This is a genomic window from Sphaerisporangium sp. NPDC049002 (assembly GCF_040649355.1).
Classification (GTDB): Bacteria; Actinomycetota; Actinomycetes; order Streptosporangiales; family Streptosporangiaceae; genus Sphaerisporangium.
On record NZ_JBEZFH010000174.1, the window covers coordinates 1 to 16,438 of the forward strand.

Below are 16,438 nucleotides of genomic sequence, written 5' to 3' on the forward strand. Positions count from 1 at the left end.
GGGCGCGGCGCCGGCCGGTCCGGCTGGACATGGTCATCGGCGGGCCGAGGCGCCGCCGGCGGAGTCGGCAGAGCACGCTGAAGGGCGAGCCGTGCAGGGTAGAGGGCGAGCCGTGCCGCGTACGCCAGGGCACGCGCCGCGGCGTCGATCGTGTGATAGGCCGGGAGTCCCTGCTCGCGCAGCGCGTCGACCGCCGCGCAGTCGCGGGTCATGCTGTGGACGACGACGGGCCGCCCGCCGGCACGTACGGCCGCGCCCAGCCGGGCGATGACCTCGTGCTCGGCGCCGGCCAGCGACGGCTCGTCCGCGCCGTACGAGCCGAAGTAGCCGGTGAGCACGACCGCGTCCACCTCACCGCTGTCCACGAGGCCCCGGGTGAGGCGCGCGTAGACGCCGAGGTCGCGCTCGCCCGCGCCCGCGAGGTCCACCGGGTTGCGCACCGCCGCCCCGTCGGGCAGTTCCCCGGCCATCGCGCGCGCGGCCCCGGCCAGCTCGGGCACGGCGAGCCCGGCACGCGTGATCACGTCGGCGGCGACGGCGCCCTGGCCGCCGCTGTCGCCGATGACCGCGACCCGCCGCCCCGCGAGGCGAGGCGCCCTGATCAGCAGCTGCGCCAGGTCGACGGCCTGGGCGGGCGTCTCGACCAGGACGGCTCCGGCCGCGCGGCACGCCGCCTCGACGACGTCGAGCCCGGCGGTCAGCGCGCCGGTGTGGGAGCGGGCGGCGGCCTGGGAGGCCTCGCTCGCCCCCACGGTCAGCACGATGACGGGCCTGCCCTGCTCGCGGAGGTGCCGGAGCGTCCCGATCAGCTCGCGGCCGTCGCGGAAGTCCTCCAGGTACAGCACGACGGCGGCCGTGCGCTCGTGGCCGGACAGGTCGGCGAGGATCTCGCGCGCCGACACGTCGGCCTGGTTGCCCACCGACACGAACCGGGAGACCCCGATGCCCGCCTCGCGCGCGAGCCCGGCCAGCTCCAGCCCGAGCTGCCCGGACTGCGACACGATCCCGAGCGAGCCGGGGACGAAGTTGCCCCAGGCCAGCTCCAGTTCGGTCGCCGCGTCGTAGATGCCGAGGCAGTTCGGCCCGATCATCCGGGCTCCGGCCGCGCGCACGCGTTCTGCCAGCCCGGTCTCCTCGATTCCCGCGGTGATCGCGAGGAAGCCGCGCACCCCGAGGTCGAGCGCCTCTGTGACGATCCGCACCGCCGACGCCGGCGGCACGCTCAGCACCACCAGCTCGGGCGGCTCCGCGAGGTCGGCCAGCCCGTGGACGGCGGGCACCCCCTCGATGGCGGCTCCCGAGCGGCTCACCAGGTGGACCTGACGCCGGTGAGCGCCGCGCAGCGCCCCCCGCGCCAGCCAGTACCCCCACTTGGCGCGATCGGCCGACGCGCCCACCACTGCCACGGACCGGGGGTCGGAGAAGACCCGGAGCGTCATGCGTTCACCTCTGCTTCTCAAACGCGCCCGGCGCCATCCGGCACCTGGTGATCCTCATCGCCCACTGGCCGGGCACGTAAATTAACTGATGGGTCAGTTATTCATCGGACTCTGGCGGCCCGCCGCGCGGCTGTCAATGGCTCTGCGGAGCCAAGTCTTGCTCTCCCCGGGCCTTGGCCGTCTTCTTGATCGGACCGGGGGAACGAACGGTGGCCGCCGGTTCGGGAACCGGCGGCCACCTGGTCATGCTGGGGTGCCTCTACAGGGCCGCGCGGTTCACGCGCGGCCGTACGCCGTGGTCACGGCCCGGTGCTAGCGGACCTTGCGTACCTCGACCTTTTCCTTCCTGTAGTTGTTGCCGTGCCCGTCCGGGCGGTAGTTGTTCTCGACGTTTCCTGCGATGTCCACCGAGAACCAGTGCACCTCGGTGGTCTTGTCGACCGTGATCTGCTGGGTTCCCTCGCGCATGCCGGAGGACGTGAGCTTCTGGGAGCTCAGCGTCGGGCGGCTGCCGTCCAGCGTGTAGTACACGTTCGCCGGCTCGTCGATCTTGAAGCTGAACGTCGTCGAGGTGCTGGTACGTCCGGTCACCTGGATCTTCGAGTCGGGGTTCTTCTTGTCGTCGGCGTAGGCCCGGGCGACCTCCAGGATGGCGATCTGACCGTTGGCGAACTCCATCGCCTCCTCGTGTCCCTCGGTGAACGCCGGCTGGAAGCCCACCGCGTCGAACTGCTTGGTCGTGGCGTTGTAGACGTCCGCGCCGACCTCGAAGTCCCAGCCGATGATGCCGCGGTTGAACCAGTGCTCGTCGGCGCTGTTGCCGGCCGCCGAGTACAGCACATCCGGGACCGGGCCCGTGCGACCGGGCCAGATCGCCGTGCCGCGCCAGGCCTGCACCGAGGACAGGATGTGGCTGGAGGCGTCCCAGAAGTAGTTCTCCGTGCCGAAGTCGACGCGCGGCAGCAGCTCGCGGCCCTGCGTCTTGTACGCGCCCGGAGGCCACATGAAGTAGCCGCCGTAGGAGTGGGTGTTCATCGCGAACTTGATGTTCGGGAACTGGTTGGTGAGCCAGACCTCGTTGCGCGCCTCAGGCTCCGACAACTCGGACGGACCGGCGTACGTGGCGCTGGTGCAACTCGACGAGGCCCCGCTGTACCCGTCGAAGAGCGAACCGACCGAGAAGTTCCTGTTCAGGTCCACGCCCCAGGAGTTGCGGTTCGCGGGGTCGGCCGCGTTGGCGGCGCAGTGGTTGGTCATGTTCTTGCGCTGCATGTTGTAGTCGTACATCGAGTAGTGCGCGCCGTCGGGGTTGATCGTCGGCACCACGAAGATGTCGAGGTTGTCGACCAGCTTCTTGGTCCGCTCGTCGCGCGAGTAGTTGCGCAGGAGGCGCTCGGCGGACTCCACGCAGACCAGCGGGGTGACCCACTCGCGTGCGTGCTCCTGGCAGTAGAGGAACACGCCCACCTTGGAGCCGTCCCGCTTCTTGCCGATGCGCAGCGCCTTCATCTGGAACGGCTCGCGCTTGACCGTCGCCGGGGCCTTGAGATTGTCGGTCAGCTTGGTCGCCGGGGCGGCGGCGACGAGGCCGGCGCCCGCGTTGCCCCGGTACGTGCTCGCGCTGAGCAGGGCCGAGGCCGCCGCGTGGGCGTTCAGCGCGGCCACCACCTGGGCGGCGGAGCTGCTGATCGCGTTGGACCCGTCCGTGGCGAGGCTGACCACCACGTCCTTGCCGCTGACCGACACGCCGAGCGCGCTGGAGGCGGCGTCCGGCTTCACCAGGGCCACGCTGATGTCGTTGCCGCCCTCGGACCCGAAGGCCTTGGAGGTCACGTACAGCGTGCTCGCCGTGACGGTGCCGAACTGCGCCTGCGCGGCGCGGCGGTAGCCGTTCGTCTTGTACGGCAGGTCGATGATCTGCGAGATCTTCGGGAACTGCGACGCCAGGGAGGTGAACCGGCCGGTGATCTCGGTCGGGTCCATGTAGTGGTCGACGAAGTCCTGCACGTAGTGCTTGTTCGGGGCCTTGCGCTTGTCACCCAGCCACTTGGTCACCGGCACCGTGATGGTGCCGCCGCGGTTGCTGGTGATGGTGACCTTCGTGGGCGCCTGCGTGATGGGCAGGGGCGAGTTGAACCGGTGGTACATGTACTGCCCGGCGTCGGTGAACCGCGACATCGTCGCAGTGCCGCCGGAGTCGGGGGCGGTCTTCGGGCCGCTGTCCCAGGTGGCGGTGAGCACCGTCTCCGCGTCGGTGGCGCTCGACTTGACCTCGACGGAGATGAACCGCTGGTCGTCGGTGCTGGTGAACCACTCGGCGCGCAGCGCGGTCAGTTTGTCGGTCGTCGCCTCCGCCGCGTCGGCGGACTTCATCGCGGACCGCCTCTCGGCCTGGTTCGCGACGGCGTCGGCTTGGTCGGAGATGGAGCCGCGCACGTCGAAACCCTTGGCGCGGAGGTCGTCGGCCTCCTGCGGGCTGAGTACGGCGTGCACCTCGATGCCGTTGTCGAGGGGCTTCTTGTACTCGGCCAGGTCGACGCCCAGGTCGTTGAGCTCCTCCACGCCGGCCTCGTCGGGGACGACGATGCGCAGCAGGGCGACGCCGTCCTGGACGGTGCTGGACTGCCGGTCGGGTGTGACCGGGGAGGGGGTGGGGGCCGCGAGAACGGGGAGCGCGGTGAAGGTGAGAACGACAGGTAGTGCGAGGCCGGCCGCGAGGCGACCGGCTCTCCTGCTGGTGAAAGAACTCCTCAAGAGATTCCTCCTGTTGGCATGCGGTCCCGGGTAGGGGGTCATACCGGGTCGAAGCACGCAGGTGGTGAGGAGTCTCGGTCAATTAAAGATCTACCGTCAAGACCTAAAGGTGACATTTATATCGATCGACCATGGTTATAGGGCTTAACGTGGAATTTCGGGACATATCGCCCAGTGTTAGGTTCGCGGGTCATTGATCATGTCAAGCGCGGTTGGCGCGGGATCGGTGGCCGGCCGGCGCGGCCCCGGCTCATGGGGCGCCCCGTCCTCGTCATGCGCGCATCCGGCCTCCTCGGCGGCGGCGGCCGGGAATTGTCGGTCGGGGACGCTATCAATGGGCGGCGAGGTGCGACGAAGGCCGATCACGAGCAAGATTGTGCGCGGCCTGTGGAGCACTCCGCGTTCGTCCACAGGCACGGTCCGCGCCGGTCCCGGGGGTGAGATCTTCGTGTATCCATGAGTGTGATCGGCTCTGTGCTCGCACAGGGGGCTCGCCGCGAGGTGAGGGTTTGCCGGGGGAGAGGGCCGTCCTCTCGTCCCGGCGGGGTGCTGACAGCCGCACGAGGTCGTTTCTCCGAGCGACCTCACGGCCGGCCGGGGGAGTGGGGATGACGGAGAGAGCTGTCACGGGCGCGTCGCGCGCGTTCGACCTGGGCGCGTTCGCCGTGAGCGACCGCTTCCGCCTGTTCAACTTCACCAGGCGCGACGACCACCTGGTCTACCTCTGGGTGCTCCGCTCCATGGACCGCCTCCGGGCCGTCCACCAGCTCCAGGCTCATCCCGACGACGTCGCGCGCGTGCTCGCCGAGCTGGGCGCCGCCTATGACGACGCGCCCTCGGCCGACGAGAACCTCCGGTCCCGGCTCGACGCGCTCGCCGACGACGGCGTCGTCCACCGGCTCGAAGACGCCTCCCGGGCCGGCAGCCTCGTGCGCTACCGCAACCGCCAGTCGGTCTACCAGTTCAGCGAGCTGGGCTACCAGGCGTTCGTGGCCGTCGAGGAGGTGATCGCCGCCCGCCCGCAGGACGTCAACCTGTCGCGGCTGGTCTTCTCCGACATCCTTGAGGACCTCAAGGCGCTGGCCGGGGCCAACCGGTCCGGCCATGGCGAGCAGGTCTGGCGCAGGCTCTCCCGTCTGGACACGGTCATGGAGGACATGGCACGCCGCTCCGCCCGGTTCCACCTCACCCTCGCGGAGATCACCCGGTCCACCGACGCGTCCCCCGAGGCCTTCCTCCGCTACAAGAACACCCTGCTGACGCACATGACCGATTTCATGGCCGAGCTCGACCGCTACCTGCCCCGCCTCGACAAGGCGGTCCGCGACGTCGAGCGGACGGGCGTCGAGACCCTGCTGGGCCGGGCGGCCGCGGCCGACGAGCGGCTCTTCATGGACTACGCCGACAGGCTCGAAGACTGGCGCCGCCGCTGGGCGGTGCTGCGCGCCTGGTTCGCCGCCGACGGGTCCGAGTCCTCGCGCGCGGCCGAGTTGCGCGCCGCCACCCGCACCGGCGTGTCGAGCGTCATCGCTCTGCTCCGGCAGATCGCCGAGGCCCAGCGGGGTGGCGTCAACCGGTCCACCCAGCTCCGGCACCTGGCCGAGTGGGTCTTCAACGTGCCCGACGAGGGCGCCGCCCACGCCCTGATGACGGCCGCGTTCAACGCCCGCACGGCGCGGCACCTCGGAGGCGCCCACGACGACGCCGAGGTCATCTCCATCCGCTCCACCTGGTGGGACGCGCCCGGTGTGGAGATCTCCGTGCCCCTGTTCCGCCGGGGCAAGGCGCCCACTCCCGGCGTCCCGCAGCCGGTCCGGGGGCGGGCCGGCATCCGTGGCGAGTTGCGCCGGCGGCAGGCGTCCGGCCGCGCCTCCGAGCGAGAGGCCGCCGAGGGCCTGGTGAAGGCGGGAGTCCACGGGCGCGTCCTCGACGAGGTGGAGACCCGCGTGGTCCTCCGGCTCCTGACACGGGCCCTGGAGGCCCGCACGGTCGTCGCCGGCCGGCTGCGCTCCGCCTCCGGGGGGAACGAGTCGATGACGGTCCGCCTGGTCCCCGAGCCGGGTGGAAGCACGGTGCGCACGGTCCATGGGGTCCTCCACCTGCCGGGCCTCCGGCTCGACCTCGAACCGGCCGCGCACACCGCAGGATCCCTCCGCGCCCGGGCACGAGCCGCCGCCACCACAACCCCGGCACCGCCCGCGGGCAGGCACGACAAGCCTTCGCCGGCAGGCGGGTCCGACGAGCACCGGCCCGTCGGCGGGGATGACGGGCGTCCGCCCCCTGGTGAGCTTGAGAAGCACTCGCGGGCCGAGGGAGCACTCCAATGAGGGTGTGCGGGGCGACCGTCGCCTCCCGGCCGCCCGTCCGGAGGCCGCAGGGGCCCCTGCCCGGCGCTGAGGTGACCCGATGAGGGCGCGTGGCGCGGCGGCCGGGGTGCTGCCGAGCGAGCTGGGTTCCTACCAGCAGGCCGTGCGCCTGGCCCTGACCAACGACCTGATCACCGCGTCCCGTCCGCGTCCAGGCGCCCTTGAGCAGGTGCTCCAGTGGGCCGACCAGCTCACCCGCGACCTCCGCGAGCTGTTCGGGTACACCGTGATCGCGACGACCACGCAGGTCCGGGTCGTGCGCAGGCTCGACGCGTTCGACGAGACGCAGCGGCTGCTGTTCGCCAAGAAGGGCAAGCCGTTCGACCGGCGCCGCCTGGCCTACCTGTGCCTGGTGCTGGCGCTGTTCCAGCGGTCCCGCGTGGAGATCAGCCTCGCCGACCTCGTACGGGCCTTCGCCCCGGCGGCCAACACGATCGAGGGGCTCGGGTTCGATCCCACCGTCGGCGCGCACAAGGCCGCGGTGGTCGACTGCCTCGACTGGCTGGTCGAGCGCGGCGCCCTGCGGCTCTCCGACGGGTCGCTGGACGACTGGGCGCACGACACCGAGCGCGGCGACGCCCTGTTCGACATCGACCACGACATCTGCGCGATCCTGTTCAAGCCCGCGCGCCCGGTGCAGCATCTGACCAGCGCGGCGGGCCTGCTGGAGGGTTCCGGCGGCCACGGCCGCGTGCGTCCTGAAGACGCGGCGCGCCGTGCCCGCCGGCTCCTCGTCGAGCACCCGGTCGTCTACTTCGCCCAGGTTGAGCCCGAAGTCGCCGGCTTCCTGCGGCAGCCCGGCCTTGCCGCCGACCTGGCGCGGCTGACCGGGCTCGCCGTGGAGTGCCGGGCCGAGGGCGCCATGCTCGCGGACGCGGGGGGACGCTTCACCGACAAGCCTTTCCCCGGGCGGGGAGGCGCGGTCAACCGGGCGGCGGGTCTTCTCCTCGCGAAGATGGCCGACCTGCTCGAAGACCCTTGCGAGCGTGCCTCGGTGACGTTCCTCGACCTGCCGAGCGAGGCCGGCGACCAGCGCGACCTCCTCGCGCGCATCGACTCCGCCCTTCCCCGGGCGGGGGTCGTCCGCGAGCTCGCGTGGGCACCGACTCCCGGAGCGGAGCCGGGCGCCGGAGTCCCGGCCTCCGCCGAGGTGGCGCTGGTGGAGCGGGCACGGCTCACGGCGATGGTCGGCGAGCTGTACGAGGAGCTGGGCGCGGCCTCGTTCTCCAGCATGTGGCAGCACGATCCCGAGGGCCTGCTCGACGCCGCGGTGACGCTCCTGACCGAGCTCCGGCTGGTCCGGCGGCATCCCGGAGGCGTGCTGCTGCTCCCGGCCTTCGCCCGCTACCGCAACATCACCCTGGCGCTGCCCGACAGGCGCCACAACCAGGGCCAGCTCGGCCTGCACCTCTCGCCGTCTCTTCCGGAGGGATCCCCTTCATGACACCCGCATCCGGCCGATTCAAACCGTCCCGCGCAGGTGTGATCAATATCTGGGACTACATCGACGAGGAGTTCGTCTTCGCCGACGGGCGACTGGTGCTGCGCGGGCACAACGGTTCGGGCAAGACCAAGGCCCTGGAAGTGCTGTTCCCGTTCGTGCTCGACGGCGTGAGCGACGCCAGGCGCCTCGACCCCTTCAGCGGCGAGAACCGCACCATGAAGTCCAACCTGCTCTACCGGGGCCAGGAAGCCGAGTACGGCTACGTGTGGATGGAGTTCACCCGAGATCCAGCCGACGGTAACACAGATGAAACCGGCAAGGGTGTGAGCGCTGCCTGGGACGCCGACCACACCGACGGACGTGGTGGGGAGGCGGTCACGCTCATCATCGGGCTGCGGGCTCACCGGCACCGCGACGGCGTCACGCCGTCGTTCTTCGTGACCGGCAGGCGCGTCGGCGTGGACTTCGGGCTGCTGTCCGCCGACTCGCGGCCCCTCACCGAGAAGCAGCTCAAAGCGGTCCTGGAGCCCGGAGCAAGGCACAGGACCGCGACCGAATACCGGGCCGCGGTGGACGCCCGCCTTTTCGGCCTCGGCAAGGAGCGCTACGCCCAGCTCCTCGACCTGCTCCTGGCACTGCGCCGCCCGCTGCTCGCCAAGGATCTCGACCCGGTCAAGGTGTCCGACACCCTCAGCGCCGGGCTCAGCCCTGTCGACCCCGTGCTGGTCGAGCAGGCCGCGCGTGACTTCGAGAACCTCGCCGCCGTGCAGCGCCTCTTCGAAGACCTCACCCTCGCCGACGGGGCCGTCAAGGAGTTCCTCGGCCACTACACCGCGTACCTGCGGGCCCACGTCCGGCACCACCTCGACCGCATCCACGAGCGGCTCGACGGGGCGGCGAGCTGCGCCGCCCGCATCGCCCGTTCGGCGTCCGAGCTTCGCCGCGCCCGTACGGCGCACGCCGCCGCCACGGCCGGGCGCGAGGCCGCCGAGGCCGAGCTCGCGAGGTACGACGGCAGGCTCGCCGTGCTGAAGCAGCACGAGGCGTACAAGGCCAGGGGAGAGCTCGACGGGCTGCGCCGCCAGATCGCCGACGACAGCGCGGGCATCGCGAGGGAACGGCAGCGCCTCGACCAGGTGCGAGGCCACATCGCCAAGCTGGGCACCGAGGCCGGGAAGGTCGCCGAGCGGCTGAGAGACGCTCGCGACAAGGCCGGCCGCCACCTCAACGAGCTGGCCGACGCCGCCGGCCATGCCGGCGTGACGGACATCGCCGACCTCACGCCCGCGGACGGGCCCTCCGATGCCGGTGCGGCCTCCGAGGGTGGTCATATCGCCGGTGGCTTCGGTGGCTCCGGTGCCTCTCCGCGGGAGAGCCCCGCTTCTCCGCGGGAGAGCCTCGCGCTGGCCAGGGCGAGGGTCACGGCCCGGCGCGGCGACGTCGAGACGGTACGTGGTCATCTGGCCCTGCTCGCTGGGGCCGAAGCGAAGCGGAAGCGTGCCGAGACGGCGGCGGAAGAGGCCGACCGGGCGGTGACCGCGGGCGAGGAAGAACTGTCCGCCGCCCAGGACAGGCTCGACCGATCCCGCCACGCAGCCAAGGACGCCCTGACGCGATGGACCCAGCGCTGGGTCGTGGCCGCGAATCCAGCGGCCGCCACGGCCGATGGTCCGTGCGTGGCCGCGGTCGGTGGTGCTGGGGGAGCGCCGGTCGGCGAGGCGGCGGGCGGTGGTGCTGGGGGAGCGCCGGTCGGCGAGGCGGCGGGCGGTGGTGCTGGGGGAGCGCCGGTCGGTGAAGCGGCGGGTGGTGGTGCTGCGGGAGCGTTGGTCGGTGGGGTCGCGTTCGGTGGTGCTGCCGGACCTTCGGCCGGCGAGGTCGCGGTGGTCAGTGCTGGTGATCTTGCGGCCTTGGAGGAGACGCTCGGGGCGATCGGCGAGGCCGGGGCGCGCAGGTTGCCGGAGGTCTTCGGCGAGCTGACGGAGGAACGTCGTGCCGCGGTGATCGAGGCCAGAGCCCACGTGGCCGCCGAGGAGGCGCGTGTCGCGACGCTCCTGCGGGAGCTGCGCGCCGAACGGGAGGCGGTTGCGGCCGAGCGCGACGACGCGCCTCCCGCCAACGACCTGCGCACGGCCGTCCGCGACGGGCGGCCAGGCGCGCCGCTGTGGCGGCTGGTCCGGTTCGCCGACGGGGTCGACGAGCGTGACGCCGCCGGCATCGAGGGCGCGCTGTACGGGGCGGGGCTGCTGACGGCCTGGATCCATCCCGATCCGGAGCTCACCGTCGCGGCGCTGTCCGAGGGCGAGGCCGATGGATACCTGGTGCCGCTGCCCGAGGAGCGGCGGCCACAGGGGCAGACCCTCGCCGGCATCCTCGTCGCCGAGCGGCAGGGCATGGTGCCCGCCGAGGTGATCGAAGCCATCCTGCGCTCGATCGCCCTCGACGACGCCCATGCGCGAGTACCTGCGAGAGTTCCCGTCGGGCGTCCGGGCGACGACGCGGGAGCCGATGCCGGGAGCGGGGAACGCTCGGACCTGGCATCCGGTCCGCACCCGGGGGTCGGTTCGGACCTGGCGGTTGGGTCGCCAGCGGGGGGTTTGGAGGGCGGGGTCGGTTCAGATGCGGCGGAGGGTTCCGGCGCGGGGGTCGGTTCGGGCGGGGCGGTTGGGTCGCCAGCGGGGGGTTTGGAGGGCGGGGTCGGTTCGGACGCGGCGGAGGGTTCCGGCGGGGGGGGCGGTTCGGGCCTGGCGGGGGGTTTGGATTTGGGGGTTGGCAGGGGGGGTTGGTTTGGGGTTGGTCCCTACGTGGGTGGGCGGCCCAAGGCGGCGGTGGAGTACATCGGAGCCACCAATCGCGCGGCTCGACGGCTGGTGCGCATCGCCGAGTACGACCGGCTCATCACGGCGCACGTCGAGACCCAGAAGGGCTTGGGCGAGGAGTCCCAGCGTCTCAACGGGCTCGTAGCCGATTTCGGCCGTGCCAGGAAGGAATTGCCCGAGACCGGGCCGATCGTCACGGCGGCGGGCGGGGTCGCCGATCGGGCCACCCGCCTGGCGGTGGCGCGAGCGCGGCTCGCCGAGACCGCGAAGCACGTCGACAGCGCGGTGGCCGAGGTGGGCGCGGCGGCCAGACGGCTCCGGCAGGCCGCCGCCGAGCTGGCGATGCCGCGAGACCCCCGCGAGGTGGACGCCGTCGCCCAGGCGCTGGACGACCTGACGCGCGCGGCGGAGGGACTGTGCGCCGAGCGCGAGAAGATCGCCACGGCGCAGGGTGACCTCGCGGAGCGCGAGGAGACCATCGAGCGGCTGAGCCAGGAGCAGGCCGAGGGGGAGATGGCTCTCGGCACGCGCGAGGCGGCGCACGCCGTCCTGGCCGAGCGGCTCGAAACCCTGGAACGCACCTTCGACGCCGACCTGAAGGAAGTGCTCAGGCAGATCACGGAGACCGAGGGCCTGCTCGCCCGGGCGCGTACGACCCGAGGCGAGCAGGAGCTGGTGGCGACCCGCGAGCGGGAGGCCGAGGTCCTCGCAGGGGCCGAGCTCGAACACGGGCGTGAGGCCCTCGCCGGTGCCTTCTTGAGCATGGCCGGGCAGATCGCCGAGTTCGTCCCCTACACCCAGGCCGACCTCCGCCCGCTGGCCGGGGTCGCCGATCCCACACCCTGGCCCCTGGAGGATCGCCCTCGGGGGCCGGAGCGGGCGGGTGAGGACGTCGCAGAGCTGATGCTGGCCGACCCGTCCCCCGATCCGCTGGAGGCGGTCCGCGCGACCCTGCCGGGCGACGCCCTGGCGATCATCGACGCCTACGACGCGGCGACGCAGGGAGGGCGGGCGGTCACCGACGCCACGCTGAAGAACACGCTCGACCGCATCTCCAACGCCCTGCGCGACTTCCAGGCGGCCCTGGAGAAGTGCCAGGAGGACTACCGCCTCGACTGGGAGCCGGGCGCGGTGCTCACCGTCCACGTCATCGACGCCGACGGGCGGGGCCCGGTGTCGGCGTTCGCCCGCGGCGTCGCGGAACGTGCCGAGGAGCAGGGGGTGCTCCTTGAGGACCGCGAGCGCACCGTCCTTGAGGACGAGCTGCTGACGGGCCTGGCACAGCAGATCCACTCCCGCGTCGTCGCCGCCAAGGACCTGGTCCGGGGCATGAACGCCGACACCCGTTCCAAGCCCATGTCGTCCGGGACGACGATCGGCATCCGCTGGGTCCAGTCCGACAAGATCGACGACAGGCAGCGTGCCGTGGCGGCCCTGCTGGTGCGCGACACGGCGGCGCTCGGGAACCAAGGGCTCGTCACGCTTCGCGGGCACCTCAGGCAGATGATCAGGGACCACCGGGCCAGGAACTCCCGCGCCACCTACAAGGAGGCGCTCGCGGCCGTCCTCGACTACCGCTCCTGGTACACCTTCGAGCTGCTGATGGCGCGGCGCGGGGAGCCCGAGGTCAGGCTGACGCGGGCGAAGCACTCGCAGATGTCGGGTGGCGAGAAGTCCGCCTCGATCCACCTGCCGCTGTTCGCCGCCGCCAACGCGCTCTACTCGTCGGGACGGGCGTCGTGCCCCCGGGTGATCGCCCTCGACGAGGCGTTCGCCGGGATCGACGACAACTACAAACCCGAGCTTCTCGGGCTGACCGTGCAGTTCGGGCTCGACCTCTTCATGACCGGTCATGACCTGTGGTGCACGTACTCCACGGTGCCGATGATCGCGCACTACGACCTGCTGCACGACAGCGAGCTCCGTACGGTGTCGACCATCCTCGCGCTCTGGGACGGGGCCCAGGTCTTCGACGCCGACGCCGGATACGCCGGCAACGACGAGCTGGTCAAGGAGCTCCTCGGGTTCACCCCCCGGCGGCACGCCCCGCCCGGCTCGCGGGAGGACACCCTCTACACCGACGACGAGGACGACCTTGAGGAGCAGGAGGCCATGGTGTGACAGGCGAGGCGCGTACGGGTGACAGGAACGCGCGAATACGTTAGGACCGAAACGGCCGAATTGAGTTGGTGCATTTATCCCTAAAAAGAGGTGTCAACGCGACCAGAGCGGGCACGCGACTTCTCGGGCTGGGCCGGCAGTCGTTACGTTCACTCACTTGTATGGGATAGCTATGGTCATCCAGGACACCGTCATACCTGCAGTTTCGTGGCTGCGTCGTGCCGCCTGTCGCGGAGAGGATCCGGAGCTGTTCTTCCCGATCTCCGCGAAGGGCCCCGGCCACGTTCAGCACGAGCGGGCCAAGGCGGTCTGCCGCCGCTGTCCCGTACGGACACCCTGCCTGAACTACGCGGTGACGAGCCGCGAGGAGCACGGCATCTGGGGAGGCACCGATCCCGACGAACGCAGGGCCAACGCCCCCCGGAGCCAGGATTGGCGCGTCCACGCGGGGTAGTGATCACCTCATGAACGACGACCTCCCAGATCCGGACCACCGGCGGCCCGCCGGGCTGGACGACGCCACCGTCGAGGCGCTCGGCAAGCTTTCGGAGGCCCTGGAGACCGCCGAGCGGGCACGAGGTCACCTGTACGCCTTCCACCAGCTCACCGGACGGGCCCACCGGATGCTGGAGGACGCGGTGGCCCTGCTCCGCGAGGCCGGGCACGGCGACCATGCCGACACGGTGTGCTCCGACCTGCTCGGCCGCGACGTGCTCGCCGGAAAGTGGACCTTCCAGATCGTCGAGGAGTACGACGACGGTTACCGCCGCTGTTTCGTCGACCTGGAGGAGCGCATGAGGAACCAGCTGGCGGGGGGCCGGCGGCACATCTACGAGGCGGAGATGAAGCAACGCCTCCACGGCTGACCGCCCTCCCCGACCAGCCGCGGGTCCGGCCTCGGAAAGCCCTGCGCGACCTCGGGAAGGCTCCCGCCCGGCCTCGGGAGGCCCAGGCTGCTTCGCGGAAACCGGGGCCCGGGTGCCCTCATGGAGACGGGACGGGCTACTTGAGGGCTCCGGCGGTGAGGCCGGCCTGGATCTGGCGTTGGAAGATCGTGTACACGATCAGCATGGGCAGGATGGCCATGCTCAGCGCGGCGAACAGCGCGGACCAGTCGGCGTCGTATCCTGCCGCCGTGGAGATGTCCGCGATGCCCTGGGTGATCACCCACTTGTCCTTCGACTGGCCGCTGAGCAGGACGAGCGGTATCTGGTACTGGTTCCACTGGCCCAGGATGTTGAAGATCGTGATGCTGACGATGCCCGGCCGGGCCATGGGCAGCATGATCTGGAAGAACACCCGGCTGTGGGACGCGCCGTCCACGAACGCCGCCTCCGCCACCGCGTGGGGAAGCGTGCGGAAGAACGCCGACAGGAAGAACACCGTGAACGGCAGCGAGTAGGCGATGTACACGAGCACCAGCCCGCCCCGCGTGTCCAGCCCGATGAACTGGCCGATCAGCGGGATGCTGCCCATGTTCCGCACCACGAAGAACAGCGGCGTCAGCGCAAGGTACACCGGGAAGGCCAGCCCCGAGACGAACAGCAGATAGATCGCCCGGTTGCCCCGGAACCGGTAGCGCGCGAGCACGTACGCCGCCATCGAGCCGAACAGCATGGTGCCGAACGTCCCGAACGCCACGATGACGACGCTGTTGATCATGTACTGGCCGACATGGGCGTGCTCCCAGGCCCGTGCCCAGTTGTCCCAGCGCAGGGTGGCGGGGACCGACCAGGCGCTGCCGAAGATCTCGTCCTCGCTCTTCACCGAGGCGAGGAACGTCCACACGATCGGCACCACCACCAGCACGGTCCACACGATCAGCGCGAGGTGGGACAACCCCGACAGCGGGCCGAGGCGGATCCTGCGCCGCTCGCGCGCCGCGCTCCGGCTGAGCGTCACCTTCTCCGCCCGCGAAACCATTGTCAGGCCCCCTCAGAACTCGATCCGCTCGCGACGCGACAGGCGCATCGCCAGCACCGCGAAGGCGACCGTGAAGAAGAACAGCACCACGCCCATGGCCGAGGCGTAGCCGAACTTGAAGTACTGGAACGCGTTGCGGTAGATCTCGGCCGCCATCACCGTCGTGGAGTGGTCGGGCCCGCCGTGCTCGGCCGTCATCACCCACACGATGGCGAAGACGTCCAGCGCGGCGATGCCGAGATAGATCAACCCGACCTGCACGGTGTCCCAGAGCAGCGGCAGCGTGACCCGGGCGAACAACTGGACGCGTCCCGCCCCGTCGATCTGGGCGGCCTCGTACATCTCGCGCGGGATGGACGCCATGCCGGCCGAGAAGAGCACCACGTAGAACCCGACGGCCTGCCAGACAAGTACCCCCAGGATCGACCAGAACGCCACATCCGGGTTGGACAGGAACCCGACCGGCTCCAGCCCGAGGGCCACCAGCGGCCCGTTCAGCATGCCGCTCCGGTCGGGCCGGAACACCTGCTGGAACAGGACGGCGACGATCGCCACGGCCAGCACCTGGGGGAAGAAGAACACCACGCGGTAGAACCGGGAGCCCCAGATGCCGGACACGCCCCCTCCCGTCCCCCCGGCGTTGAGAAGGAAGGCGAAGAACAGGGCGATCGCGATGGTGAGCAGCGGCAGCAGGACCAGCAGCAGGCCGTTGTGGCCGACCGCCGTCCAGAAGGTGCCGTCGCCCAGAAGCCTCTGGAAGTTCTCCAGCCCGACGAACCGGGGGTCGGCGCTCACGCCCCGCCAGTTGGTCATCGCGATGTAGAAGGCCTGCGCGTAGGGGGAGATCACGTAGATGAGGTAGAGCAGCACCGGAACCGCGAGAAAGCCCGTTATGAACCGCGCCCTGGTGAAGCCGGCCCCTCTCATGACGCGCGTCCTGCCGTTCGTCATCCCGCTCGCCGCCTTTCCTGCCGCTACCGGGCGACCGTTTCGGTCAGCGGGTGAACTTCTTGACCGAGGAGTCGTTCTTGATCTCGTCGGACTTCTTCTGGATCCGGTCGGCCCACTCCGCGACCTTCAGCCGGCCCGACATGAGCTGGCCGGTGGCCGCGGCCACCTCGTCGTGCAGTTCCTTGTACCACTGGCGGAACCGGAAGTAGGTGACGTTGGTCCCCGCGTCCTTCAGGGCCGAGGCGGCGCTCTCCAGGCCGGGCTTGAGCGTGCGCCCGTCCGCCGCGCCGTTCACCACGGTCAGCGTGCTGACCAGCTCGGTGAACTTCCCCGCGCCGTCCTTGGAGAGCATGGCGCGCATGTACTCCACGCCGGCGAGCGGGTTGGCCGACTTGGCCGCCACGAAGTACTCCTCACCGGGACGGGAGTGCAGCGTGCCGTACGGCAGGGCGTCGGACCCGGTGAACGAGGGGAGCGGGAACATGGCGTAGCCGAAGTCGGCCGGCGTGGTGTCCTTCTGCTCGTTCTCCAGCCACGACCCGCAGGGCAGCATGGCCACCTCGTACTTGTTCTGCGCCGACTGGGTCAGGAGGTGGTCAAGCCCCTCGCTGCCCTGGAGCAGGT

Annotated in this window: 9 protein-coding genes and 1 pseudogene; 5 read left to right on the top strand and 5 right to left on the bottom strand. The window is 71.0% G+C overall.

Going from position 1 to position 16,438, the window contains the following annotated elements:
* The coding region (locus tag AB0B89_RS27410; protein ID WP_358558584.1) for a CoA-binding protein at window positions 1–1,439 on the bottom strand (1,439 nt) is incomplete at its 3' end.
* A 312-nt stretch (window positions 1,440–1,751) separates the two neighbouring features.
* Window positions 1,752–4,193, bottom strand: coding sequence for a M14 family metallopeptidase (locus AB0B89_RS27415; protein ID WP_358558586.1), 2,442 nt, complete (start codon window positions 4,191–4,193; stop codon window positions 1,752–1,754).
* Window positions 4,194–4,801: 608 nt separating this feature from the next.
* Here AB0B89_RS27415 and AB0B89_RS27420 point away from each other — a divergent pair.
* The 5 genes from AB0B89_RS27420 to AB0B89_RS27440 all read left to right on the top strand — a co-directional run bounded on the left by AB0B89_RS27420 (window position 4,802) and on the right by AB0B89_RS27440 (window position 13,806).
* Entirely contained in the window at window positions 4,802–6,520 is a 1,719-nt protein-coding gene (locus AB0B89_RS27420) for a TIGR02677 family protein (protein ID WP_358558588.1), read from the top strand.
* A 79-nt stretch (window positions 6,521–6,599) separates the two neighbouring features.
* A complete protein-coding gene (locus tag AB0B89_RS27425) occupies window positions 6,600–8,003 on the top strand; it encodes a DUF2398 family protein (protein ID WP_358558590.1) in 1,404 nt (467 codons plus the stop codon).
* On the top strand, window positions 8,000–12,940 hold the full coding sequence (locus tag AB0B89_RS27430; RefSeq protein ID WP_358558592.1) for an SbcC/MukB-like Walker B domain-containing protein: 4,941 nt from the start codon (window positions 8,000–8,002) through the stop codon (window positions 12,938–12,940). Before AB0B89_RS27425 ends, AB0B89_RS27430 begins: the two co-directional genes overlap by 4 nt.
* Before the next feature lie 172 nt (window positions 12,941–13,112).
* A complete protein-coding gene (locus AB0B89_RS27435; protein ID WP_358558599.1) occupies window positions 13,113–13,394 on the top strand; it encodes a WhiB family transcriptional regulator in 282 nt (93 codons plus the stop codon).
* A 10-nt stretch (window positions 13,395–13,404) separates the two neighbouring features.
* The gene (locus AB0B89_RS27440; protein WP_358558594.1) at window positions 13,405–13,806 is read left to right on the top strand and encodes a hypothetical protein; all 402 of its coding nucleotides are present in this window, start codon (window positions 13,405–13,407) and stop codon (window positions 13,804–13,806) included.
* A gap of 136 nt (window positions 13,807–13,942) precedes the next feature.
* Here the strand turns inward: AB0B89_RS27440 and AB0B89_RS27445 are convergent, their stop codons facing one another.
* The 3 genes and pseudogenes from AB0B89_RS27445 to AB0B89_RS27455 form a co-directional block, all read right to left on the bottom strand.
* Complete coding sequence (locus AB0B89_RS27445) at window positions 13,943–14,863, bottom strand: carbohydrate ABC transporter permease (RefSeq protein ID WP_358558596.1); 921 nt, start codon at window positions 14,861–14,863, stop codon at window positions 13,943–13,945.
* Between the two features lie 12 nt (window positions 14,864–14,875).
* A complete protein-coding gene (locus tag AB0B89_RS27450) occupies window positions 14,876–15,790 on the bottom strand; it encodes a sugar ABC transporter permease (protein WP_358558597.1) in 915 nt (304 codons plus the stop codon).
* Between the two features lie 67 nt (window positions 15,791–15,857).
* A pseudogene (locus AB0B89_RS27455) lies at window positions 15,858–16,438 on the bottom strand (sugar ABC transporter substrate-binding protein); the annotation flags it as partial.

Bases quoted from the DNA above. Each gene is read 5' to 3' on its own strand.
- AB0B89_RS27420 (WP_358558588.1), top strand. From the start codon at position 4,802: ATGACGGAGAGAGCTGTCACGGGCGCGTCGCGCGCGTTCGACCTGGGC.
- AB0B89_RS27425 (WP_358558590.1), top strand. From the start codon at position 6,600: ATGAGGGCGCGTGGCGCGGCGGCCGGGGTGCTGCCGAGCGAGCTGGGT.
- AB0B89_RS27430 (WP_358558592.1), top strand. From the start codon at position 8,000: ATGACACCCGCATCCGGCCGATTCAAACCGTCCCGCGCAGGTGTGATC.
- AB0B89_RS27435 (WP_358558599.1), top strand. From the start codon at position 13,113: ATGGTCATCCAGGACACCGTCATACCTGCAGTTTCGTGGCTGCGTCGT.
- AB0B89_RS27440 (WP_358558594.1), top strand. From the start codon at position 13,405: ATGAACGACGACCTCCCAGATCCGGACCACCGGCGGCCCGCCGGGCTG.
- AB0B89_RS27445 (WP_358558596.1), bottom strand. From the start codon at position 14,863: ATGGTTTCGCGGGCGGAGAAGGTGACGCTCAGCCGGAGCGCGGCGCGC.
- AB0B89_RS27450 (WP_358558597.1), bottom strand. From the start codon at position 15,790: ATGAGAGGGGCCGGCTTCACCAGGGCGCGGTTCATAACGGGCTTTCTC.